Consider the following 20,743-nt stretch of genomic DNA (forward strand, 5'->3'; position numbering starts at 1 on the left):
GCGGCCGACCCGGCCCGGCCGTCGGTCGCCGCGGTCAGCTCGGTACCCGCGTCACCGGGGCCGGTGCCCTTCACCACGGTCGAACGTTCGGCCAGCCCGGCCGGCAGCGGGCCGAACCGCAGCTCGCCGCGGACGCCGACCGGGTCGGTGGCGACCGAGCCGGCGACCCGCTGGGCGATCGCGCCGGCGTCCGGGATCCCGAGGACCTGCACGACCAGCACGTGCTGCTCGTCGGCCAGCCAGGTGAGCTCCGCGGTGCCGCGGGAGCCGGTGAGCATGGCGACCCGGCCGTGCACCAGGACCTGGTCCTTGATGGACGCGATCCGCAGCGCCGTCTGCGACCACTCGGGGTCGGCGGTGGGGTACGCCGTCAGCGTGACCTTGGCGAAGCCGGCCGTCCACTGCCGGACCTGCGGGGTGAGCCCGGGGCCGCCTTCGCGGTACTGCTCGGTGAAGCCGTCCGGCAGCCACTCCGGGCCGTAGCCGAGCACCGGCCGGCTCGCGGCCGGCGCCAGGTCCGGCCGGGTCAGCAGCTGCGTGCCGGAGATGACGCCGACGACCACCACGACCACGGCGGCGGCGACCAGGGCCAGCCGGGTCGCCGGCCGCCGCTTCCGCCCGGCGCGGGCGAGCGCGTCGCGCACCGCGTGGCCGTCCGGGGCGCGGGCGGCGAGGCGGTCGAGGCTGTCCCGGATCAGCGTCTCGGTGTCGTGGTCGCTGCGGGTCATTCGGGGGCTCCGGTGGTGACGGCGGTGTGCTTCAACCCGGCTTGGCGCAGGGTGGTCAGGGCGCGCGAGATCTGGCTGCGCACGGTCGACGCGCCGCAGCGCAGGACGGCGGCGATCTCGGCGTCGGAGTAGTTCTCGTAGTACCGCAGCACGACGGCCGCGCGCTGCTTGCGGGGCAGCGTGGCGAGCAGGCCGAGCATGGCGTCCCGCTCGTCGTAGGCGGTCGCGGGGTCGGGTTCGGGCGGGCCGAGGTCGTCGAGGACCCGTCCAGCCGCCAGGTCGCCGGCGCCAGGATCGTGCGGCGGTAGCGGATCCGGGGGAGGAACGGCGCGTTCGCCATCGGGCCCCAGTTCCACGGTTCCCACAGCCGCTGCCCCTCCAGCCCGAGCTCGAACAGCAGGCGGATCGCGTTCGGGGCCTGCACGGCCGGGCTCACCATGTTCGCCAGCACCGGCACCAGCTCGCGCCCGGTGGGGACGTGCACCGCGTAGAGCCGTTCCAAGGTGGCGCCGACCGCGACCTCGCCGAGCGGGATCTCCTCGGTGCCCGGCGCGTCCGGCAGGCCGGCGGTGATCCGGCGCCCGGTGCCCGGCCGGGTGTGGGCGAGGTTGGCGGCCCGGCCCGAGCGCGGCATGAACGCGATGTCGGTGCGCACCGCGCCGTCGACGTGCACCGGCTGGGCCCCGTCGCGCCACTCGGGCAGCAGGTCGTGGAAGCGGCCGGCCGTCGCGCCCGCGTGGTGCGAGCCGGGGCTGGGGGAGACGACCACCCGGAAGCCGCCGCCGGCCTGGTCGACGACGTGGACGTAGAGCTCGCACGAGTTGGGCAGGTCGGCCGGGTCCGCTTCGTCGTACGCGAGTTCGCGGACGAGATCGTCGGTGAGGACGGCTTCGCGGGAGCCCGACCGCAGCGCCCCCATCGCCAGCTCGCTGATCAAGCGGTCGCGCCGGGTGCTCGACGGCTCCCGCGGTTCCTCGGGGGCGGCTTCGCTTTCCGGCCACTCGTACCCGGCCGGGGCGCCCAGCGAGCGGGTCGCGTCGAGCAGTTCGAGCACCGGGACCAGGCGGTCGGCGCCGTAGCGCTCGAGGAAGCGGCCGTGGAACCCGCGCAGCGGGCGCATGCCCAGCCGGGGCGGGGACAGCCGCCACAGCACTTCGGCGGCCCGCTCGACCTCGGTGCGGACCTCGTCGGACAGCCCGAGTTGCAGGTCGACGCGCGTGTCGACGTGCAGCGGCGTCTCGAAGTCCTCGATCTGCCCGGCCGCGGCGAGCAGCCCGGTGAGTTCGGTGCCGCCTTCGCCGGGGGTGAGGGTGTCGTACTTCCCGCGCAGCCGGTCGAGCTCCTGCAGCCGGGCGCGCAGGTCGCCGTCCGGCAGCCGGTCGAGCACGTGGTTCAGCGGATCGGTGCCGTCCAGCGGCGGCCGCAGGTCCGTGAGCAGCAGCTCCTGCTCGACGAGCACGCGCACGAGCTGCCACACCGGCGCCTCGGCGCCGTCGGAGAACCGGCGGGCGAGCCGGCTGACGAGCTCGGCGGCCGGGATCGGCGCGGCGGCCTCCCGCAGCGCGGCCGAAACCACGGGCGAGCGGCGCGCGGACACGATCGTCCGGGTGGTCTGCCCGGGCGCGGCACCCAGCCCGGACGGCGTCTCCAGGAGCACGCGGTCACCGCGGCCGGTCAGCGCCTGGTGGGCGCGCACGCGCAGCCCGGACAGCACGTCCGGGTCCGCTTCGGCGCGGTGCACGATCCGCAGCAGCCAGCTCATGTCGACGTGGGTGCGGTGCCGGTGGGCGGTCCCGCGGCGCAGGACCGGGAAGCCGAACTCACCGCAGGAGACGCCGGCGAACAGCCCGAACGGCGTCGGCCGCGTGCGCATCCGGATGTCGTACCGCAGCACGGACAGGGCGGCGCGGCGGAGCTGTTTCGGTTTCAGGCCCGCCGTTCCGCCGCCGGCGACGCGGGCGAGCACGGCGGCCAGGCTGGGGCTGGCGAGCTCGATCGCCTCGGTCAGCAGCGGGTCGGCGGCCGCGGCCGCCACGATGCCGGCGTGGGTGTCCGCGGTGGCCCGCGGGGCTTCGGCGAGCAACGGCGACCGGACCAGGAAGGCGGGCCAGGCGCGGAACAGCGGATCCATCGGGTTCCCCCCGTGCGGACGGACTGGTCGGACGAGCCGGCGAGCGCCGGCGGCGCCGGGCCGGGCGTCCCCGGCCCGGCGCCGGTGGGATCAGCAGCAGAAGCTGCAGTTGCTGCCGCCGCCCGGGCTGGTGCAGCCGGGGGTGCACAGCGAGATGCTCGTGATCGCCGGCGTGACGCTCATCTTCTCGACGCCGACCTCCAGGTCGAGGTCGAACAGGTCGACGTCGCCGATCGCCGGAGCGGTGGTCTCGATAGTCGGCATGGTTCCTCCTTGGTCGGAACCGGCGCGCGGGTCCGCGCACCGGGCGAGATTTCCCCTGGGGGACGGACCTCCTTGGCCGGGGCCCGTCACGTCAAGCAAACGCAGAAGGCGGACACCGGCCTCAAGGCCGGGCGGGACAACTGGCAGTCACGAGGCGGTCGGGCAGCCGGGGTGGCGGCTCACCCGATCGTGTGAGTCGTGAACCGCGGGACGGCCAGCTGCTACACATGTCTACGTGTGGTCGGATGAGCAGCTCATGTCCTCCGTCGCAGGCGGCGACCAGCGTGCTCTTCGCCACCTCTACGAACGGCACAGCGGCGGGATGTTCCGCCTGCTGCGCCGCTTGACGTCCGACGCCGGGGTCGCCGAGGAGATCCTGCAGGAGACCTGGCTGGCAGTGTGGCAGTCGGCGGGCAGCTTCCGCGCCGAATCGTCGGTGCGGGGATGGCTGTACGGCGTCGCCCGCCGCCAGGCGCACAACCGCCTGCGGCGCGCGTCGGTGGTGGAGGTCGACCTCGACGAGGCCGCCGCGGTCCCGGACGCCGCTCCCGGCGTCGAAGACCGGGTGCTGGCCGGCGCGGAGCGGTCGGCGCTCGCCGCGGCGGTCACCGAACTGCCGGAGCACCTGCGCGAGGTGCTCGTACTGGTGCTCGTCGAAGATTTGTCCTACCCGGAAGTGGCGGCCGCGGTGGGCATCCCGGTCGGCACCGTCAAAAGCAGGATGTCGCACGCACGGCGGCAGCTGGGCGCCCGGCTCAGCCCGTCACCGGTCCGCAGGAGCACACCATGAGCCACCTCACCGACGAAGAACTGCGCGGGGCCGCGCGGCCGGACGGCCACCTCGCCACGTGCGCCGCCTGCCACCTGCGCTGGGACTCCTGGCGGGGCCTCGCCGCGGCCACCCGCGAGGCCGCGGCCGCGCTGGCCCCGGACGCCCGCCCGCCCGCGTTCGACGTGCTGCTGCCGCAATTGCGGCCGGTGTCGCCGCCGATGTCACAGCCGATGTCACAGCCGGTGCCGCGGCCGGCCGAGCACCCGCGGTCCTGGCGCACGACCGGGTTGCTGGTCCGGTGGCAGCTGCGGCTGATGCCGCGTTCGCTGCTGCCGCTCAGCGTCGGCGGTCTCGCCGCGGCCGTGGTGATCGCGCTGATCACCCCGGACGCCCTGCTGGCATCCCGGTACTTCGCGGCCGCGGTCGTCCTGGTCGCGCTGCTCGGCTCGCTCGCCACCGTGTCCCGCCGCGGCGATCCGCGGGGGGAGCTGCTGTTCGCGGTCCCCACGTCCCCGGTCACGGTGTTCACCGCCCGGCTGGTGCTGGTGCTGACCGCCGACCTGCTGCTCGCGCTGGCCGGCTCGGTCGCCGTGCACGCCGCGGGCATCGGCGGCGGGGTGTTCGACCTGGTCACCGGCTGGCTGGGGCAGTCGCTCCTCGCCTCGGCCATCGCCGTCGCCGGCGCGGTCCGGTGGTCGTCGGGTGTGGGGGCGGCGGCCGGGGTGGCCGCGTGGTGCCTCGGCTCGCTGACGACCCTCGCGCGGGGCGGCCTCGCCGAGCGCGTCGGCGCGGTGGCCTCGCAGATCTGGGGCACGACCCCCTGGACGCTCGCGCTCGTGCTGCTGCTGTTCGTGCTGGCCGCCCGCCGGCTGCGGCTGCCGGAAGGCCGGCGGGAACTCGCGTGAACCTCCCGGTCGCTGCCCGCTACGTACCGGGCATGCACAACGCAGACCTGTGGCGGTACGAGGTGAAGCGGGCCGGGCGCCACGTCCTGGCCGCACCGCCGCTGCTGGCCGCCGTCGTGCTCGGCACCGGGCTGGGCCTGCGCGGCGCCGGGTTCACCGGCACCTGGGTCGCCCAGGCCGTTCCCCCGCTGGTCACCGGCCTGGGGGCCGCCGCGATCGCCGGCGGGGAACGCGCGGCCGAGCTCCACCTGAGCCTCCCGACCCCGCTGCGCACGACGTTCGCCCGCCGGCTCGCCCTGCTGGGCGCGGCCACGGCGCTGGGGGCGCTGGCCCTCGCGGCCGCCCTCCTGCCGGACCCGGGCGCGGTCACCCGGTTCGGGACGGTGGGCGCCTTCAGCGTCCTGCTCGCCGCGGTCGGCACCTGGTCCGTGGCCCGGATGCGCTCGGTGGCCGGTGCGTCCACGGTGGTGCTGACGGCGTGGTTCGCCGAGCTCTTCGTGTTCGAGCGGGTGTTCGCGGCCCCGGTGGTCCGGATCGTCGCCTTGCTCGTGGTGGCCGTCGCGGTCGCCGTTCCGGCGGCGCGCCTCCTGGCCGACGGCCGGGGGCTGCTCCAAGGGGGCCGGGAATGACCGCGATGTGGTGCGCGGTGCAGGGTTCGATCCGCTACGAGGCGCGCATGGCCGCGCGCGGCCGTGTCCTGTGGCTGGCGCTGCTGCCGCTCACCGCACTGGCCGTCCTGCTGGCCCTGTCGTCGCCCGCGGTCGCCGGGCAGGGTGATCCGGCCGGCCGGATCGGCACCACCGTGCTCGTCGTCAACACCTTCGCCACCGCCGGCCTCGGCGTCGCCCTCGCCGGGCGGCTCAGCCAGCACAGCAGGCCCGGCCTCGCCGAAGTCCTGGACACCACGCCCGGCGGCGGGACCACGCGGCTGGCCGGCGTGCTCGCCGGCGCGCTGGCGGTGGCGCTCGTGCCGGTGGCCGCCGTCGTCGTCCTGATCGGTGCCGCGGTGAGCGTCCGGTCGGGGAGCGGGGCGCCCCTGGCGCACGCGGTGCTCGGCGTGCTCACCGTGCTGCTGCCCGCCGCACTGGCGATGACCACGTTCGCCGGCCTGCTCGGGCTGCTGATGCCCGTCGTCGTCGCCCGGGTGCTGGTGGTGGCGCTCTGGTTCTGGGCCACCCAGCTGTCCCCGTCGTTCGTGCCCGTGCCCTCGCCGACCGGCACCGTGCTTTCGCCGCTCGGGGGTTACCCGGCCGTCGCGTGGCTCGGCGCGCGCCGGATCTGGGCCGGCCGCGGGCTGGACGGCGTGCTGAGCCCGGCACCCGGCTCCGGCGCGGCCGTGCTCAACGTCGTGCTGGTGCTCACCTCGGCGGCGGTGTTCTTCTTCGCGGCCAGGCTGCTGACGGTTTGGCGGGCCGACGGCCACCTCACCCAGGACGGAGCGACCCGGTGAACATCGTGATCGAGGACCTCGGCAAGGTCTACCGCCGCGGGCAGACCGCGCTGGCGGGGGTGGACCTGCGGATCGGCGAGGGGATGACCGGCCTGCTCGGCCCCAACGGCGCCGGCAAGACCACGCTGATGCGCGTCCTCACCGGCATCCTGCGCCCGACGTCGGGCCGGGTCCTGGTCGGCGAACACGACCTGGCGACGTCGGCGGGCCGGACGGCGGTGAAGCGCATGCTCGGCTACCTGCCCCAGGAACTGGCGCTCTACCCGGACCTCACCGCGCGGGAGTTCCTCGACTACCTCGCCCTGCTGAAGGGGGTCGACGACAAGGGCGTCCGGCACGCGCAGGTCGACGACCTCCTCGGCCAGGTCGGGCTCGACGAACACCGCGACCGCCGGATCGGCGGGTTCTCCGGCGGCATGAAGCGCCGGCTCGGGATCGCCCAGGCCCTGCTCGGGGATCCGCGGCTGGTCATCGTCGACGAACCGACCGCCGGGCTCGACCCGCAGGAACGCATGCGGTTCCGGGCGTTGCTGGCGGGTCTCGGCGGCGATCGGATCATGATCCTCTCCACGCACATCCTCGACGACGTGGCCCAGACCTGTCCCCGCGTCTGCGTGCTCGACCGGGGCCGCGTCCGCTACCACGGCACGACCGCCGGCCTGACCGACGCGGCCACGGACCGGACTTTTCAGTTGCAGAGCGAAAAACCACCGTCCGGCGGCACCGTGGTGAACGCGGTGTCCGGTCCGGCCGGCACCGTGTACCGCCTCGTCGGCACCCCGCCTCCGGGTGCGGAACTCGTGGCGCCCACCCTCGAGGACGGCTACGTCGCCCTCCTGCAATCCCTCGAACCGACGAAATCATGAGGTCGCCGTTCATGTCCCGTTTCGGCCGGTGTTCCGCCGGCGTGCTCGCTTCGGTCCTCGTCCTCACCGCGTGCGGCGCGGGTGCGCGCGATCCCGAGTCGACCACCGCCGTCCCGCTCCCGCCGCCCACCTCGAACCGGCAACCGGTGACCCAGGCCAACTTCGGCTACCTGTGGCCGTTGACCGTCGACCGGGGCACCCTCGAATGCCGCGGGGCCGACCAGGTCGTGTTCGTCGGCGCGGACGGGAAAGCCTACGCGCTCAACGACAAGGCCGAAGAGGCCGGTGTGCCGGGAATCGGCGCGCTGCGCAAGGAAGGCAGCCAAGGCGGCCAGGTGAGCCTGGGCGCCCTGTTGAGCACCGGCCTCGGCTTGTGCGGAAAGGGCTGAACCACGACGGTTCCCGGTCACCGGCCACCACAGTCGGTCCAGTTAGGACGGTCCGTCGCGCGGAAACGGCTGCTGCGCGGCGAACCGGTCCTTCCCGGCGTGCCCGTAGAAAAGATCCGCAATTGTGAAAGCGTGTACCGGTTCACTCGGATGCCACTTGGAGTGCGAACACGAAGTGCTATGTTGGACGGTGGTTTGGTTGACGCCTAACAGGATGGGGGCCTGTGGTGGATCCGTTGCGCGAACTGGTGGTCAAAGCGCACTCCGGATTGTCTCCCACGCTGGATGTCCATCGTGACGGCTGGTGGGCGGCCGGTATCCGGCTCGAATTCGTCGAGCCCGCGGTATTGGCGGTGCTGCCGCCCGACGGGACACCGGTGCTGGTGCCCGCGGCGAGCGAGCCGGACGTCGCCGTCGTGCGGTCCCTGCGGCGCGGGCACTGCCTGCGGCCGATCATCGCCGTCGTCAACGACCTCGACGGGCACCAGACGTTCCGCGCCATCGACAACGGCGCCAGCGGCGTCCTGAACATCCGGCTCCCGGCCGACAAGCAGATCGGTGCGGTCTTCGCCGCCTGCGACGGAGCCGTCCGGCCGGCCGCGCGGCTGCAGCTCGCCGAGCCCCCGGTGGCCCCGGGCGAGCCGGGGGAGGCGGAAACCCTCGACCCCGAGGAGGCCGGCCGGCTGATGCGGATGCTGTGCGGCACCAGCAGCATCTCGTCGATCGCGCAGCAGTTCTACTGCTCGGAGCGGTCCATGTACCGCCGGCTCCGGCGGTTGTACGAGCAGCTGGGGGTCTCCGGGCGGTCCGAACTGAGGTCCCGCATGACCGACCGGAAAGCGATGCTGGTCGGTCCCCGCTCCATCCGGATCTGACGGGCGCGGCGGTTCCGGCGGGACCGGAGAAAAGGTCTCCGGGAATTTCCCGGCCATTCCCGGCCGCACCTCCTCGGCGGCGGATCGGCGCGCACGGGCATAATGATCGCCTGCCCACGTCGACGGAGGATCATGGTTCTGGGAATCGCCGCGGCGGCGGCCGTGCTCGTTTTCGGTTTCCGGGTGCGCCGGGAACCCCGGCGCCTGGGAAATGCCATCTGGCTCGGCATCGCCGTCGTCCTGGGCGGCTTCTGGCTGCTCGGCAGGCTGTCCGGGGCCGGCTGGCCGCAGACCGTCGTCTTCGTGATCGTGGCCGCGCTCGCGGCCCTCGCCGTGCTCGTGCTGCCGTGGGCGCTGCTGGCGAACGGCGTGGTGATGTGGCGTCGCGAGCGCCACAGCGTCGCCAACCTGCTGTCCCTGCTGGCGGGGATCGCGCTGCTCGGCGTCTTCACGCTCGCCGCGGTCGCCGTCGCGGCCGGGGCCGGGCCGTGGGTCGTGGCGGCCGCGCTTTCGCTGGTGCTCGTCGCCGGCTACTTCGCTTTCCTGTTCGTGGCGCTGCTCGCGTATTCCGCGCTGTACGGCCGGATCGGCCGCCGGGTGCGAGCGGACGCGATCATCGTGCTCGGCTCGGGGCTGCTCGGGGATCGCGTGCCACCGCTGCTGGCGAGCCGCCTCGACCGGGCCGCCGAATGCCTGCGCGGGGCGGCCGCACCGGACGCGGTGATCGTCGTCTCGGGCGGGCAGGGGCCCGGCGAGACGGTTTCGGAGGCCGCGGCGATGAGTGCCTACCTCCGCGCGGCCGGCGTGCCCGCGGAACGGATCCTGCTGGAGGACCAGGCCACCACGACGGAGCAGAACCTCCGCTACAGCGTCGCCGTGCTCGCCGCGCACGACCGCGCCGGTGCCGTGCTGGCCGTCACCAACAACTACCACGTGTTCCGCACGGCGGTGCTGTCCCGGCGGCTCGGGCTGCGGCTGAACGTCGTCGGCGCGCGGACCGCGTCCTACTTCGTGCCCAGCGCCTTCCTGCGCGAGTTCGCCGCGCTGCTCGCGCAGTACCGACGCACGAACCTGGCGGCGGTGCTCGTGCTGGCCGTGCTGCCGCCCCTCCTGGTCCTCCTCGCGCAACGCTGATCCGGCGGCCGGATTGGCAGACCCTGCCAGCCTTCCGCGACGCCGCCGGAGGCGCCGGACGAGCGCGTACTGTCGGGATCGTGCCCAGGGGATTCGACATTTCGTTGCTCGGAATGGACGGCATCGGCAAGTCCACGCTGGCCGCCGCCCTCGCCCGGCGGCTGCGCGCCGAAGGGCGCGAGGTCTCCGTGGTGTCGTGGCAGGATTTCCTGCGCTCGGCCGAATCCGGTCCCGGCGCCCGGCTGCTCGGCGGGCTCTACGGCACGCTCATCCGGTGTCTCTACGCGGGGACGGACGCCCTCGACCGGTTGCCCGCCAAGGACTCGGACTACTTCGGCGCCGAAGGTGTCGGTCGGGTAGGGGAACTCGACGCGGTGCGGGTGACCGGGAACCGGCCGCGGCCGCTGCTCGCGGCCGCGCTCCTCGAAACCGCCGCGCAGCTGCTGGCCCGGGACCTGGTCGTCGAGCCGGCGCTGGCCCGGGGCGAGGTGGTGATCCAGGACGGGCACGGCCTGAAGATCGCGACCAAGGCCCTGCTGCTCGCCGAAGCCGAAACCGCGGGCCGGCCCGACCCGGTCGGCGCGGAACTCGGCCGGTTGCTCGGCCGGTGGGCCGAACCGTCCCTCGGCGTCTTCCTCACCGGTGACCCGGAAGAGGCCCGCCGCCGGAAGAACGGGACGTTCGGCTTCGTCGAGCACTACGGTCTGACCGGCGCCGAACCCGGCCCGACGTTCGTCCGGTTCCAACGGCGGGCGCAGGAGCGGTACGCCGCCGCCGCGCGGGAACACGGCTGGCTGACGGTGTCGTCGCGGTCGCTCCCGGAGGCGGTCGAGGCGGTTCTCGCCGGGCTGCGCGGGCTCGGGTTCGCCGAGGAAGTGCCGGCGTGACCGGCGGCTTCACCCGCGAGGAGCGGGACCGGGTGAACCGGTTGTGCGACGACCTGCCGGCCGGGGTGCCGCTCGCCGTGGTGCTGACCGGCAGCCAGGCCGCCGGTCTCGGCAACGTCCACTCCGACCTGGACGTCCTGGTGCTCGCGGCGGAACCGGTCGAGCTGCCCGCCTGGGTCGCGGCCGCCGCCGACCTGGACGTCACCGTCGTCGAGCCCCCGCGGATCGCGCAGTACGCGGCCGAACTCGCGGCCGCCGCGGCCGATCCGACCGACCGGCACGCCCTGTCCGCCGACGAGCCGAGCCGGTGGAAGCCGGTGGTGCGGCTGGTGCTGGGGGAGCCGGTGCGGGTGACCGGGCCCGGACGCGCGCTGCTGGACCGGCTCGACCGGACGCTCCTGCGCCGCGTGCTGCTCGCCCTTTTCTCGGTGCGGGCGGGAAATCTCACCGAAGACGCGGTGGGCGCGCTCCGCTCCGAAGACCTGCTGACGGCGCTGTGCGCGTCGGAAGAGGCCGTGCGCAACGCCGCCGAAGCGGCCCTGGTCGTGCTCGACGACCTCTACTTCGCCCCGAAGTTCCTGTTCCGCCGGCTGGCGCGGCAGCCCGGCCTGGCCTGGGTGCTGGACCACCGCGAGGCGTTCGGCCTGCCGGAGGCCGATCCCGCGGCCGGCCGCCGGCTCGTGCGCCGCCGGCTCTGGCTGGCCGGGCACCTCAACGCCCGCGCCGTCCTCAACGGGGCCGAAGACGTCGCCGCGGGACTGCCGCGCTGCGTGCTGCACGGCGCCGGCCCGGTGCGCAGCCCGTACTTTTCGCTCGTGCGGTACCGCGGCGGGATCGGCGTCACCGGACCGCGTTCGGGCTGCGCGCTGTCCGAGCCGGCGGCCGCGCTGTGGGCCCTGCTCGACGGCCGGCCCGCCGGCGAAGTGCTCGGCGAACTCGATTCGCTGGGCCACCGGACCGGCCCGCTGGCCGGCGAGGTGGAGAGGTGGCTGGAGCTCGGCGTCGCGGAACGCCGGGCGGACATCCGAGTGGGAGGAGAGCACCGATGACCACGGCAGTGCCCGAGGACGAACTGTTCGACCTGGACGTGCACGTCGAAGAACACCGGACGGAAACCGAGCCCCTGGTGGACGGGACGCACATCCTGTGCACCCCCGGCTGCCCGACGGTCCGGCCGACGGTGTTCTGCCCCTGATCACCCGGTGAGGAGCAGGCGCGCCCAGCGCTGAGGTACCGCCGGGGCCAGGCCGTGCAGCACCAGCCCGACGCCGGCGGTACCGCGCAGGAACCCTTTGGCCGTTGGCGGGTTCGCCGTGAACCGGGCGGCTACTTCGATGCGCAGCTCGGCGATCCGGGCGCTGAGCAGCGGGTCGGGCCCGGGCAGGTCGCGGTGGATCCGGTCGAGCAGGTGCAGCAGCCCCGCCCGGCCGTGGCAGAGGGTCCATTCCCAGCCCGGGCGCCCCGGGCGCCGCGCCGCCGACCGCGCCAGGTCGAGGGCGAGCGCCTGCCATTCCGGGACGGCGAAAGCGGTGCCGGCCAGCTGCAGCGCCCGGGCGACCCCGGCACCGCCGTAACACCAGCCGGGTGAGAGCCGGACCCCGCTGACCGGAAGCCTATGGTCCACATCGGACCCGAAGTCGTCCGCGACGACACCGGCCCGGAGCCGGCCGACGAGAGCCGCGGCGGCGTCCGCGGCACCGGGCGGCGGGTCGGGCGCGAGGGACAGCAGCGCGAGCGGCCCGGCGACGCCGTGCGCCATCCCGAGGTCGACCGGTCCCGCGAAGGGACGGCGGCTCCAGGCCACGACCCAGGTCAGCAGCCGCCGCCGCAGGGGTGAGCCGGTCCGGTCGAGCCACGCGGCGGCCACCCCGGTAAGCCCGCTGATCAGGTCGTAGCGGTGCGGCGGCACGGAACCGGGCCGGCCGAGATCGAGCCGCTCGGCGAGCAACCGGTCGACATCCCGCAGGGCGCCGCGGTACCTCGTCCCGTCACGCGAGAGCAGCTGCAGCGCAAAGGAAAGCCCGGCAAGGCCGCCGAACAGCGACGAGCCGGCGGGTGGGTGTTCGACCGCCGCGCGCAGGTGGGCATGGGCGTGCCGATCCCAGCCCGCATCCGGTTCGGCCGCGGCCAGTTCGGCCAGTGCCACGGCGAGCCCGACCTGGCCGTCGGCCATGCTCGCGGGCCGCCCGGTGGTTCGCGCCCCGGCCAGCGAGGCGAGCAGGGAGCGCCCGAGGTCGTCACCGTGCATCCGGGCCCCTGCCGGTGACCTCCCGCAGGCCGTGGCCGAGCGCGGCGATGTCCACTCCGGACAGTCCGGACCGGCGGGCGTGGTCGACGAGGAACGCCCGGCCGTCCGGCTTGCGCAACCCCGCGAACCGAGCTTCCGCAGTCGAAGCCCAAGCGCGCAACCCGGCATCGGAGCCGGCGAGCAGCGCGCGCAGGCGGGAACGCCGTTGGTGCGCTTCGCGATGGAGCCGGCGACGGCTCGCCACATCGCCGGGGCACACCGACGCGTAGATCTCAGCGAGTTCCGCCGTCGTGAAGCCGAGCGCGCGCAACGTGACGTCCGCCGTGAACGCGCAGCGCTCCTCGCGCGGGAGCCCCGCCGCCAGCAGCGAGCGGCTGTCGGCGATCTTGAGGTCTTCGTCGCCGGTGGCCCGGTACTCCGTCAGCGCGTACCCGGCGACCAGGCCGCGGCGGGCCAGGACGGCCAGTTCGCGCACGAGCGGGGCCGGATCCGGAGCGTGCAGCAGGACGCCCAGTCCGGGCTCGGGATCCTCGGTCCGCTTGAACCACCACGACTCGCCGACCACCGCGGCGACCGCGCGGATCACCTCGTCCTGGTGGGACACCGGGGCGCGGAGCGCGAAGTACCAGCGGTCGTCCTCGCCCGGGTGGCGCAGCGGCGCCAGCGGGACGGGTGGATCGCCCGCCGGAACCCGTGCGGGTGCCACCGTACGCAGGGAGACCACGACCTCCAGGTGGTGCGGCCGCCCCGCGTCGTCCTGGCAGGCGGCTTCCTCCGGTGCGGGCAGGGCCTCCTCCACGTACCAGGCGCCCCGGGCCCGCTGGGCCGCCAGCTCGGCCAGGTGGTCCGGCTGGTCGAGGTCCAGCAGCAGCCGGTGGTCGGCGACTCCGGCGTGGACGTGGCGGGGGACCGGCCACGCCCGGCGCCAGGCGGCGAAATCGGTGTCCGGCAGCAGCCAGCGCGCCGGCTGGAGCACGACGCGGCCGATGCGCAGCCGCGGCAGGTACGGCAAGTGCGCCAGATCGCCCCAGATCTCGCCGAACCGCCAGTACCCCTGCTCCGAGACCTCGCTGGCGAACCGCACCGCGTTCGGCGCGGTCGCCGGGGTGAGCAGGTTGGCCGTGCGCAGCAGCACTCGCCGTCCGTCGCGGGCGGACCGCAGGCGCAGCCGTCCGTCCCGCACCTCGACCAGCAGGTCGGCCGGTGACAGGTCGCCGGGGGCGCCCCCGGCCGAGACGCGGTGCGGGTGGCCGCCGGCGCCCAGGGCGACATTGGTCAGGTGGCCGTCGGGGTGCGCGTAGCCGAGATCGGCGAACAGCACGCCGGGCGACGCGGCCCGCTCGTGGGCGGCCAGCGCGCGGACCGGTTCCGCGAAACCGGCGTCCACCTGGGTGAACCGCCCGAACGTGCGACCGCCGGGGGTCACCCCGTTCACCGGGGTCAGCACGGCCAGCCAGTCACCGGCCCGGGCGGCCACGGCCACGAACAGGTCGGCCGACGGGGGTGGCAGGCCGTCGGGGTCGGCCAGCGCGGCGACCTCCGCCTCGGTCAGCACCACTTCGCTCTCGTGGTCCCGGAGCGCCCGGTGCACCTTGGCCCGCAGGAACGGCACGCTCTCCGGGACGACCGGCGCGGTTCTCCGGTCGCCCGGCGGGGCCGGCCGGGTGTACCCGGCAGGCGGCCCGAGACCGCCGGAGCCGTCCAGGAGATCCGGCAGCGGGACCGCCTGGTCGCCGTAGCGCCGCTCGAACGCCTTCGCGTAGTCCGCCAGCGGGTCGGGAAAGGCCGGGCACAACCGGAACGCGGCCCTCAGCGCGACTCGCAGCTCGTCGCCGAGGTCGGCGGGCAGCGTCCCGGCCACCTCCCAGCCGAGGTCGACCTGGACGTGGTGCTGCCGGGCGCGCACGCCGAGCAGTCCGTAGAGCTCCCGCAACGGCTCCACGCCTTCGCCCAGGCGAGACGCGCGGTAGCGGTCGAGCGCGCCGGCGAGGTCCGCCGGGCGGTGCGCCGCGGGCAGGACCGCACAGAGGTGGGCCAGCGGGTCGAGCGCCGTCGTCGGCGGCCGCAACGTCGTCTGCAGCACGCCCTGGGCCACCAGCGAGGTGAGGAACTCGCGCAGTTTCGCCGGGGCGACACCCGGGTGGGCGCGGGCCAGGTCGTCCCACAGCGTCCGGAACGGGACCGGCGTCGCGGCCGTCGCCAGCACGCGGGCGACCGGGGCGGTGCACCGCAGCGAGAGGTCGGCGTCCGCACGCGGCAAGACGATCCGGTCGCCGCGGCGGCGGATCGCGCAATCGGCGACGACGGGCACCTCGGCCAGCACCCGGTCGTCCCGCTCGAAGGTCTCGGCCAGCCGCAGCACGGCGCCGTGGTCCAGCCGCGCGGTCCGCCGCGGCGCCCCCAGCCGGACGTCGAGCTTGCCGCCCCACCGGGCCAGGCCCACCCCGGCGAACGCCCCGAACGGCGTCGGGCGGCAGGTGGCCCGGATCAGGTAGCGGGTCAGCGCGCGGACGACCGCGCGGCGGCGCTTCGGCGGCAGCGTGCCGCCCGCCCGGAACAGGGTGTCCGCGTCGGAGGCCAGGGAGGGGCTGGCGATCCAGAGCGCCTCCCGGAACCGCGGATCGGCCATCGCCCGGCCGAGTGCGCCGGGTTCCGTGGGGTACGCGCCGGCCGGAAGCAGCGGTGCGCGCACCATGGCGACCGGTTCCACCTGGTAGTCCACCGCACCGACCTTGCCACGCGCCCGGGTGGAGAGGCCCCGGTTGGCAGTGTTCGTGGCAGTTGCCGGAATCGCCGTGAACCGCTGCCGCGTTCGGCGCTACCCACCAGGTGTCAACGAAAACGGCGAAGTGGAGAAGCGATGACATCCGGCGCGGACGCGCTCGGGAAACCGGCACTGCGGGACCATCCGGCACTGTGGACGGTCGTGGGCACCGAACTGGCGCGCATGCGGCGGGGATTCCTGCCCTGGTACACGATCCTGGCGCCGATCGCGATCGCCGTGCCGCTCTACCTCGGCTCGCTGTTCTCCGACGAAGGCGGCTCCGGCCGGACGTGGGGGGTGTTCAGCCGGGTGACGCTGGAGTTCTGGGGCGCGCTGGTGCCGATGAGCGCCGGCCTCACCGCCACGCTCGCGGTCCGCGCGGACAGTGACGCCTGGCGGCTGCTGCTGTCCTACGCGGTGCCGCGCCGCCAGTACTTCCTCGGCAAGTTCGGCGCGCTCGCCGTGCTGAGCCTGGTGTCGAGCACCGTGCTGCTGGTGGTCCTGGCCGGCGGGGCGGTGCTGAACGGCCAGCTGGGTGCCGTGGCGGGCACGATCGCCGCGGCGGCGTACCTCCCGTGGCTGGCCGGGCTGGCCACCACCGCGCTGGCCCTGCTGTTCACCGTGCTGTGGGGGCTCGGCCCCGGCATCACCGTCGGCGTCGCCGGGCTGCTCGCCGGCGCGCTGACCGCGGACAAGGTGTTCTGGTTCGCCATCCCGGTCGCCTGGCCCATGCGGGTGATCCTGCCGGTGGCCGGCATCAGTCCCAACGGCATCGCGCTGCCCCCGGGCAGCCCGCTGGCCGACACCGGGGTGATCCCGGTGGCCGTCGGGTTGTCGGTGGCGTTGCTGGCCGTGCTGCTGCTGGTGGGCTGCCGGCACCTGAGCCGCAAGGAGGTCTGATCGTGTTCGCTCTCGAGATTTCCGCGCTGCACAAGCACTACGGCGCCCACCGGGCCCTCGACGGCGCCGACCTGCGGGTCCGCCAAGGGGAGGTCTACGGGCTGCTCGGACCCAACGGCGCCGGCAAGACCACGCTGATGAAGACCGTGCTCGGCCTGCAGCGGCCGACCAGCGGCGAGATCCGGCTGTTCGGCCGCCCGTACGACCGGCGCCTGCTCACCGAGGTCGGCGCGCTGGTCGAGGCACCCGGGCTGTGGCCGCACCTGAACGCCCGGGAGCACCTGCGCATCCACGCCAGGCTGCGCGGGGTCTCCGAAGACTGGATCGGCGCGGTCCTGGACCAGGTCCAGCTGACCGGGGTGCGCGAGCGCCGGGTTTCCCAGTACTCCCTGGGCATGCGCTGGCGGCTCGGCATCGCGATCGCGCTGCTCGTGCGCCCGCGCTTCATCGTGCTCGACGAGCCGACCAACGGCCTCGACCCGATCGGCATCCGCGAGATGCGCGCGCTGATCCGGTCGTTGTCCGGCGCGGGGGTCACCATCATGATCTCCAGCCACCAGCTGTCCGAGATCGCGCAGATCTGCGACCGCGTGGGCGTCCTCGTCGCCGGGCGCACGCGCTACGAGGGCGAAGTCGGCGGCCTCGCCCTCGACGGCGACCTGGAGGCGGGCTTCTTCCGCATCATCGAGAGCGTCGGAGGCGGCGTCCGCTGAGGCTTGGCTGCACCCTCCCGCCAGGGCCCGTTGCGTTGCTCCCCCACAACGCAACGGGCCCGTCCAGCCCGCCCTGCTGTTCTCCGGACCGCACGGCAGCGTCTCGACCAGCCCGAGCAGGGGCTCGTCCCGACGCTCGCCGATCCGGCCCGCGGCGCGGTGGCCACGCCCCGGCGCAGCGCCGGAGTGGCCGGTTCCTCGCGGTGGCCGGACAGCCGTCCGGGCACTCATTGACCGCCGCGCTCCGCACTCCGTAGGTTCGACCCCGGACGAGGAGGTGCGATGAGCCACCTGGTGCGATTCGCCGGCGGAACCGGTGAGATCCGCGTCGGCCTGCTCACCGAGGAGCAGCTGCGGCCGCTCGCGGTGGCGTCGATGAGTGACCTGCTGCGCCGCCCCGTGGCGGAGATCCGCGAGCTGGCCGAGGCCGCGGGGGAGCCGGTGCCCGTGGCCGGGGTGCGCCTGCTGCCGCCGCTGGACGGGCGGATGGAGGTGTGGGCGGCCGGGGTGACCTACCTGCGGTCCGAGGAGGCGCGCCGCGAGGAAAGCGCCGACGAGGACGTCTACGCCCGGGTGTACCGCGCGAAGCGGCCCGAGTTGTTCTTCAAGTCGGCGGCCTGGCGGGTGGTCACCGACGGCGAGCCGATCGCCGTCCGCGCCGACTCCGCCAACAACGTCCCCGAGCCGGAACTCGGCCTGCTGCTGACCAGCGGCGGCGAGACCGCCGGGTACCTGGTGGTCGACGACGTCAGCTCCCGCAGCATCGAAGGCGAGAACCCGCTGTACCTGCCGCAGGCCAAGATCTACACCGGTTCGTGCGCGGTGTCGGCGCGGGTCCGGCCGGTGTGGGAGGTGCCGGACCCGCTGTCCCTCGACCTCCGCATGCGCATCCTGCGCGACGGCCGCGAGGTGTTCGCCGGCGAAGCCAATACCTCGCAGCTGAACCGCGAACCGGCTGAACTGGTCGAGTACCTGTGGCGTGACAACGACTTCCCCGACGGCGCGGTGCTCTCGACGGGCACGTCCGTCGTGCCGGGCCTCGACCTCGGGCTGCGCCCGGACGACGTCGTCGAGATCGAGATCGGCGAGGTCGGATCGCTGCGTTCCCCCGTGGTGCTGGGCGCGGACGAGGTGCGCCGCGTGCTCGCGGCCACCAGGTGAGGCGGACGACGAGCTACGGGTTCAGGACGACGATCGCCGCGTTGAGGGCGGTGGCGAACAGGGTCCACGCCAGGTAGGGCAGCTGGAGCGCGGCGGCCGCCTTCGAGCGGCGCCGGAACACCACGAGGGTTCCGGCGATGACGACGTCGAGGACGACGATCTCCACCAGGGCCAGGGTGTACGCGCCGGCGGCGAAGAACAGCGGGGTCCACGCCGCGTTCAGCACCAGCCCGGCCGCGTACCAGCGGAATTCCCGGCGGGTGCCGCCGGCTCGCCAGAACAGCCAGCCGGACACGGCGATCAGCAGGTACAGCACCGTCCACACGGGACCGAACAGCCAGGACGGGGGCGCCCAGGGCGGCTGGGCGAGTCCACTGTAGACAGCGCGTGACCGGGTCGCGGCGAGGCTGCCGACGACGGCGACGGCGGTCACCGCCGCGAGGAAGCCGGCCAGGGCCAGCGGGGCGGGGGTGGGCCGGGGCAGCGTCGTCATACCGGTTCTCCTGCGGGCGAGGCGGGCGAGGGCGAGGCGGGCGAGGGGGAGGCGGGCGAGGGGGCGGAGCCGGACGTGGGCATGGTCGCGGTGCCGAGCAGGTGGCCGAGCGCATCGGCGAGGCGGGGGTGGCGGAACTCGTGGCCGGCCTCGGTCAGCCGGTGGGGTGTCACGCGCTGGTCGGCGAACGCGAGCTCGCGGGCGCCGTCCTCGCCCAGCAGCAGCCGGGGGCCGATCGGCGGCACCTTGAGCAGCGTCGGCCGCCTGAGCACGGTTCCCAGCGTGTGCGTGTACTCCGCGTTGCGCACCGGGTGCGGGCTCACCGCGTTCACCGGTCCACTGAGGACGGAGTCGGTCAGTGCCCGCAGGTAGACGTCGGTCAGGTCGTCGATCCCGATCCACGGCATCCACTGCCGCCCCGTGCCGAGCGGGCCGCCCAGCCCGGCGGCGAACAGCGGGTACTGCAGCCGCAGCAGGCCGCCGCGCGGGCTCAGCACCAGGCCGGTGCGGACCCGGACCACGCGCAGCCCGGCCGCCGACGCCGGTTCGGTGGCCGCCTCCCAGCCGGCGACGACGTCGGCCAAGAACCCTTGCCCGCGCTCGCTTTCCTCCGTGAGGACCGCGTCGCCGCGGTCCGGCCCGTAGTAGCCGACCGCGGACGCCGAGACGAACACCGCCGGGCCGCCGGCGGTGCGCGCGGCCAGCTCCGCGAGCGCCCGCGTCGGCTCGATCCGGCTCTCCCGCACGGCCCGCCGGTGGCTCTCGTCGAACCGGCCGGCGACCGAGGCGCCGGCCAGGTGCACGACCGCGTCGACGCCGGCGAGCAGGTCGGCCGCGGGTGCCTCCGGCTGCCACGTCCGCTCGCCGGGGGATTCGGCGGGCCGCCGCACCAGCCGGACGACCCGGTGGCCCCCGGTGGTCAGCAGCGCGGTCAGCGCCGTCCCGACGAGACCGCTCGCGCCGGTCACCGCGACCGTCAGCGGGTCGTGCCGGTAACGCCGGTGAGCGGCCAGATCGGCGGCCAGCTGGCGGTGCCGGTAGGCGAACATCGAGCGCAGGAACGCTTCGGGCACCGGGGTGTCGACGTGGTCGGTGACCTCCGTCCGGCCGGGGCCGTCGGCGTCGAAGCGGTGCGTGTGGCGCCACCGCAGCACGGGGCAGGCGAGCCGGTCCACGAACTGGTGCGGCGGCCGGTAGCCGTCCGCTTCGTGCGCCGCGACCCACGGCACGCGGCCGGGCAGGAGCAGCCTGGCCGTGCCGTCACGCAGGGAGGGCGCCTCCGCGCCGACGCGCACCGGTTGCCACGGCGGGGTGAGCCGCGTGATCGCCCCCGGCCGGGCATGCCAGGCGAAGACCTCCTCGACCGCCGACCGGACGACCGAGCGAAAGACCCTGGCCAAGGCCACCTCCCGATGCACAAAAGATGCGCTGTTTCGACGAGCCTACGATTCCTGCCGCGGTCCGGCACTTCGAACGGCCGATGAGCGATTCACAGTCGATGCAAACGACGAGCTGTCGTTGCGGTATCGATCTCCCGGTGTCACGGTCGGAAGCAGGGGACAGACCGGGAGGAGCGGGGCGCCGATGAGTTCACTCACCACGCCGACCAAGGGGTCGAGCCCGGTGGAGAAGGCGCTGGGCGAGGCCGCGAACAACGCCGACCAGCGGTATCACCTGGCCAAGGGCCTGCGGCACCAGATGAACAAGGTGTTCCCGACCCACTGGTCGTTCCTGCTGGGCGAGATCGCGCTGTACAGCTTCATCATCCTGTTGCTGACCGGGGTGTACCTGACGCTGTTCTTCGACCCCTCGATGCAGGAGGTCGTCTACCACGGCAGTTTCCAGAACATGCAGGGCCTGGAGATGTCGCAGGCGTTCCGCACGACGCTGGACATTTCCTTCGACGTCCGTGGTGGCCTGTTCATGCGGCAGCTGCACCACTGGGCGGCGTTGATCTTCGTGGCGTCGATGGCCGTGCACATGCTGCGGATCTTCTTCACCGGGGCGTTCCGGCGGCCGCGTGAGGCGAACTGGGTGATCGGTGGCCTGCTGCTGATCCTGGG

21 protein-coding genes and 2 pseudogenes are annotated in these 20,743 nt (G+C 74.4%); 15 read left to right on the plus strand and 8 right to left on the minus strand.

Features of this window, described 5'->3' with window-relative positions; translation table 11 throughout:
* The 4 genes and pseudogenes from ACWEVN_RS33315 to ACWEVN_RS33330 form a co-directional block, all read right to left on the minus strand.
* A partial coding sequence (locus ACWEVN_RS33315; protein ID WP_452053907.1) for a hypothetical protein occupies positions 1-728 on the minus strand: 728 nt, incomplete at its 3' end.
* A pseudogene (locus ACWEVN_RS33320) lies at positions 725-991 on the minus strand (RNA polymerase sigma factor); the annotation flags it as partial. The pseudogene ACWEVN_RS33320 and the gene ACWEVN_RS33315, both read right to left, overlap by 4 nt.
* A 41-nt stretch (positions 992-1,032) precedes the next feature.
* Positions 1,033-2,859 (minus strand): annotated as a pseudogene (locus tag ACWEVN_RS33325) (lantibiotic dehydratase family protein); the annotation flags it as partial.
* A gap of 90 nt (positions 2,860-2,949) precedes the next feature.
* Positions 2,950-3,123 carry a gallidermin/nisin family lantibiotic gene (locus tag ACWEVN_RS33330; RefSeq protein ID WP_449680821.1) on the minus strand — a complete coding sequence of 58 codons (174 nt, stop codon included), beginning with the start codon at positions 3,121-3,123 and terminating at the stop codon, positions 2,950-2,952.
* A gap of 256 nt (positions 3,124-3,379) precedes the next feature.
* Between ACWEVN_RS33330 and ACWEVN_RS33335 the strand changes: the two genes are divergently transcribed.
* The 11 genes from ACWEVN_RS33335 to ACWEVN_RS33385 all read left to right on the plus strand — a co-directional run bounded on the left by ACWEVN_RS33335 (position 3,380) and on the right by ACWEVN_RS33385 (position 11,596).
* Entirely contained in the window at positions 3,380-3,913 is a 534-nt protein-coding gene (locus ACWEVN_RS33335) for an RNA polymerase sigma factor (RefSeq protein WP_452053908.1), read from the plus strand.
* Positions 3,910-4,800: a hypothetical protein gene (locus tag ACWEVN_RS33340; RefSeq protein WP_452053909.1), complete on the plus strand. Its 891-nt coding sequence runs from the start codon at positions 3,910-3,912 to the stop codon at positions 4,798-4,800. The genes ACWEVN_RS33335 and ACWEVN_RS33340 overlap by 4 nt, the downstream gene beginning before the upstream one ends.
* Positions 4,801-4,832: 32 nt before the next feature.
* Positions 4,833-5,429 (plus strand): hypothetical protein, encoded by a 597-nt coding sequence (locus ACWEVN_RS33345; protein WP_452053910.1) that lies wholly within the window; start codon positions 4,833-4,835, stop codon positions 5,427-5,429.
* The gene (locus ACWEVN_RS33350) at positions 5,426-6,250 is read left to right on the plus strand and encodes a hypothetical protein (RefSeq protein WP_449680825.1); all 825 of its coding nucleotides are present in this window, start codon (positions 5,426-5,428) and stop codon (positions 6,248-6,250) included. Before ACWEVN_RS33345 ends, ACWEVN_RS33350 begins: the two co-directional genes overlap by 4 nt.
* Positions 6,247-7,116 (plus strand): ABC transporter ATP-binding protein, encoded by an 870-nt coding sequence (locus ACWEVN_RS33355; RefSeq protein WP_449680826.1) that lies wholly within the window; start codon positions 6,247-6,249, stop codon positions 7,114-7,116. The genes ACWEVN_RS33350 and ACWEVN_RS33355 overlap by 4 nt, the downstream gene beginning before the upstream one ends.
* An 11-nt stretch (positions 7,117-7,127) precedes the next feature.
* The gene (locus ACWEVN_RS33360) at positions 7,128-7,505 is read left to right on the plus strand and encodes a DUF2511 domain-containing protein (RefSeq protein WP_449680827.1); all 378 of its coding nucleotides are present in this window, start codon (positions 7,128-7,130) and stop codon (positions 7,503-7,505) included.
* Between the two features lie 236 nt (positions 7,506-7,741).
* Positions 7,742-8,380 carry a hypothetical protein gene (locus ACWEVN_RS33365; protein WP_452053911.1) on the plus strand — a complete coding sequence of 213 codons (639 nt, stop codon included), beginning with the start codon at positions 7,742-7,744 and terminating at the stop codon, positions 8,378-8,380.
* 132 nt (positions 8,381-8,512) lie between these two features.
* Positions 8,513-9,514 carry a YdcF family protein gene (locus tag ACWEVN_RS33370; RefSeq protein WP_452053912.1) on the plus strand — a complete coding sequence of 334 codons (1,002 nt, stop codon included), beginning with the start codon at positions 8,513-8,515 and terminating at the stop codon, positions 9,512-9,514.
* Positions 9,515-9,594: 80 nt separating this feature from the next.
* Positions 9,595-10,401 (plus strand): hypothetical protein, encoded by an 807-nt coding sequence (locus ACWEVN_RS33375; RefSeq protein WP_452053913.1) that lies wholly within the window; start codon positions 9,595-9,597, stop codon positions 10,399-10,401.
* On the plus strand, positions 10,398-11,450 hold the full coding sequence (locus ACWEVN_RS33380) for a nucleotidyltransferase domain-containing protein (RefSeq protein ID WP_452053914.1): 1,053 nt from the start codon (positions 10,398-10,400) through the stop codon (positions 11,448-11,450). Before ACWEVN_RS33375 ends, ACWEVN_RS33380 begins: the two co-directional genes overlap by 4 nt.
* Complete coding sequence (locus tag ACWEVN_RS33385) at positions 11,447-11,596, plus strand: hypothetical protein (RefSeq protein ID WP_452053915.1); 150 nt, start codon at positions 11,447-11,449, stop codon at positions 11,594-11,596. The genes ACWEVN_RS33380 and ACWEVN_RS33385 overlap by 4 nt, the downstream gene beginning before the upstream one ends.
* Here the strand turns inward: ACWEVN_RS33385 and ACWEVN_RS33390 are convergent, their stop codons facing one another.
* Together ACWEVN_RS33390 and ACWEVN_RS33395 are read right to left on the minus strand one after the other, a co-directional pair.
* The gene (locus ACWEVN_RS33390) at positions 11,597-12,649 is read right to left on the minus strand and encodes a lanthionine synthetase LanC family protein (protein ID WP_452053916.1); all 1,053 of its coding nucleotides are present in this window, start codon (positions 12,647-12,649) and stop codon (positions 11,597-11,599) included. It abuts the gene before it with no gap.
* A complete protein-coding gene (locus ACWEVN_RS33395) occupies positions 12,639-15,371 on the minus strand; it encodes a lantibiotic dehydratase (RefSeq protein WP_452053917.1) in 2,733 nt (910 codons plus the stop codon). The genes ACWEVN_RS33390 and ACWEVN_RS33395 overlap by 11 nt, the downstream gene beginning before the upstream one ends.
* A 138-nt stretch (positions 15,372-15,509) precedes the next feature.
* On the opposite strand from ACWEVN_RS33395, the gene ACWEVN_RS33400 reads away from it, so the two are divergent.
* The 3 genes from ACWEVN_RS33400 (at position 15,510) to ACWEVN_RS33410 (ending at position 18,187) form a co-directional block, all read left to right on the plus strand.
* On the plus strand, positions 15,510-16,313 hold the full coding sequence (locus ACWEVN_RS33400; protein WP_449680835.1) for an ABC transporter permease: 804 nt from the start codon (positions 15,510-15,512) through the stop codon (positions 16,311-16,313).
* A gap of 2 nt (positions 16,314-16,315) precedes the next feature.
* The gene (locus ACWEVN_RS33405) at positions 16,316-17,026 is read left to right on the plus strand and encodes an ABC transporter ATP-binding protein (RefSeq protein ID WP_452053918.1); all 711 of its coding nucleotides are present in this window, start codon (positions 16,316-16,318) and stop codon (positions 17,024-17,026) included.
* Positions 17,027-17,308: 282 nt separating this feature from the next.
* Positions 17,309-18,187, plus strand: coding sequence for a fumarylacetoacetate hydrolase family protein (locus tag ACWEVN_RS33410; RefSeq protein WP_449680837.1), 879 nt, complete (start codon positions 17,309-17,311; stop codon positions 18,185-18,187).
* 13 nt (positions 18,188-18,200) lie between these two features.
* On the opposite strand, the gene ACWEVN_RS33415 is transcribed toward ACWEVN_RS33410, so the two are convergent.
* Together ACWEVN_RS33415 and ACWEVN_RS33420 are read right to left on the minus strand one after the other, a co-directional pair.
* On the minus strand, positions 18,201-18,680 hold the full coding sequence (locus ACWEVN_RS33415) for a TspO/MBR family protein (protein ID WP_452053919.1): 480 nt from the start codon (positions 18,678-18,680) through the stop codon (positions 18,201-18,203).
* Complete coding sequence (locus ACWEVN_RS33420) at positions 18,677-20,080, minus strand: TIGR01777 family oxidoreductase (protein WP_452053920.1); 1,404 nt, start codon at positions 20,078-20,080, stop codon at positions 18,677-18,679. Before ACWEVN_RS33420 ends, ACWEVN_RS33415 begins: the two co-directional genes overlap by 4 nt.
* 184 nt (positions 20,081-20,264) lie before the next feature.
* On the opposite strand from ACWEVN_RS33420, the gene ACWEVN_RS33425 reads away from it, so the two are divergent.
* Positions 20,265-20,743 (plus strand): cytochrome b N-terminal domain-containing protein (locus tag ACWEVN_RS33425; RefSeq protein ID WP_452053921.1); only part of this gene is annotated, 479 nt, incomplete at its 3' end.

The sequence above is a fragment of the Amycolatopsis sp. NPDC003861 genome, from assembly GCF_053605405.1.